Origin of the sequence: Moraxella cuniculi DSM 21768 (assembly GCF_900156515.1) — a bacterium.
GTDB classification, from domain to species: domain Bacteria; phylum Pseudomonadota; class Gammaproteobacteria; order Pseudomonadales; family Moraxellaceae; genus Moraxella; species Moraxella cuniculi.
Window position 1 is genome coordinate 1 of the sequence record NZ_FTNU01000042.1, and the last position, 1,554, is coordinate 1,554.

Annotated in this window: 2 protein-coding genes and 1 pseudogene; all 3 read left to right on the forward strand. The window is 39.4% G+C overall.

Translation table 11 applies throughout. The features are described from left to right. The coding region (locus BW928_RS11170; RefSeq protein ID WP_211277315.1) for a hypothetical protein at window positions 1-666 on the forward strand (666 nt) is incomplete at its 5' end. 44 nt (window positions 667-710) lie between these two features. Beyond that, window positions 711-944: a hypothetical protein gene (locus BW928_RS11175; protein WP_076556277.1), complete on the forward strand. Its 234-nt coding sequence runs from the start codon at window positions 711-713 to the stop codon at window positions 942-944. 36 nt (window positions 945-980) lie between these two features. Further along, window positions 981-1,554: pseudogene (locus BW928_RS11180) on the forward strand (hypothetical protein); the annotation flags it as partial.

Here is a 1,554-nt window from a genome sequence, read left to right on the forward strand (position 1 = left end):
GGGAGAGTTGGGGTTGAGTGGAATCAAGGTTTGATTTTACATGGGGGAGCACTAGGAGAGCCGAATGGGGTGGATGTCCTAAGGGGAACCATAACAGGTCTCATGTTTGATTCTAATTTTGATTTAACTTTAAACCCAAAGATTAATTATGATGGTATCGGAAACAACGATCCGCAAGCAGGTGTGGATTTAGCAAACAAGTTTAGTCACTCAACAGGTCAACCCAAGGTGCTTGCAGGATATAGCGTTGGTGGCGATGCTGCTTTAAGAGCTGGATCTCCATTTGGTGGGGGAAAATGGGATTTGAGAGTTATTGCTGGTGCACGAGTAAACACTAGCGATGGGGTTGATTTCGTAGAACGATTGGAAATCAATTCTGGTAATTCTAAAAGGGTTATTGTGGTAGGAATTGTTGGAGATATTAACTTGGCTAATGATGGAGTTCCTAGTGTGATCGGAGCTCCGTTTGGCGATAGGTCTTATGAAGCAATAGTTAGGGCTATTAATCGTAGACATGGTAGTCTTAATAACTTTTATGCCAAGTTTCCAAATGTGATCATTCAACCATCCTTTGGTGCACACGGTGGTGGAGGAAATTCTCAGGAAATGCAGAAGGCAATTATTGAGGGTTATAAGCGACTTAATGCTAGGGGTATTCCAAGGTGAGAATAAAAGTCTATGTTTTATCACTCCTGTTGAGCCTATGTTATGTGAATGGTTATTTATATGATTATATAAGCCCAGATTTTAGCTATCCTGTCGATAATAACGACCATATAATGATACTTGTTATGGCGTTTTTTATTCCTTTATATGCTTTTGTAGCAGGCTTAATTTTGCTTGATATGCCATTGCCAAAAAGACTTGTTTTTAGCTTGATTGCCGCTACAATAATGCTGTTGTTAATTATGGCTTCTGGAGAGTTGTATTTGCTTTTGAGTTAGTGGTTATTGCATTTTCTCAATCCACCAAGCTGGATCTTGAATAATTCTTGCTTGATTTTGTTGGTATTAATGTTATTGCACAATACAATCAGCAACCAAGCCAACATCAATACCACCTACGCCCAAGTAATCAACCAATCAGGCATCAAAGCCAATCAATCAACCCTATCTGTACAAGGACAAGGTAGCTTCACTGGTGGCTATCTTATCATTGACAAAAACCAAAACCAAACCAACTTTACCCAAGGGATAAATACTCAAAATATAGAAAATCATCTCACCATCAATGGCAATGCCCTACAAACTGGCATTAACATCAGCCAAAATGGCATATCGCCAACAGGCTTAGGCTATGGTACAATACCCCCAACCAACAAAACCAGCACCACCCATTCTGCCATCACAGACCAAGCAGGACTTAACTACATCAACACAGAAAACTTCAACCAACAACAAACCCAAAACCAACTTAACCAAATCATCAACAATGATTTTAATAAAGACAAAGCAATTAAAGAGCTAAATGCTCAAACAGTTATCACCACAGAATTTGGTAAAGAAGCAGCAAAGAGAATCGGTGATTATGCCCAAAACAAAGAACTTGAACTGC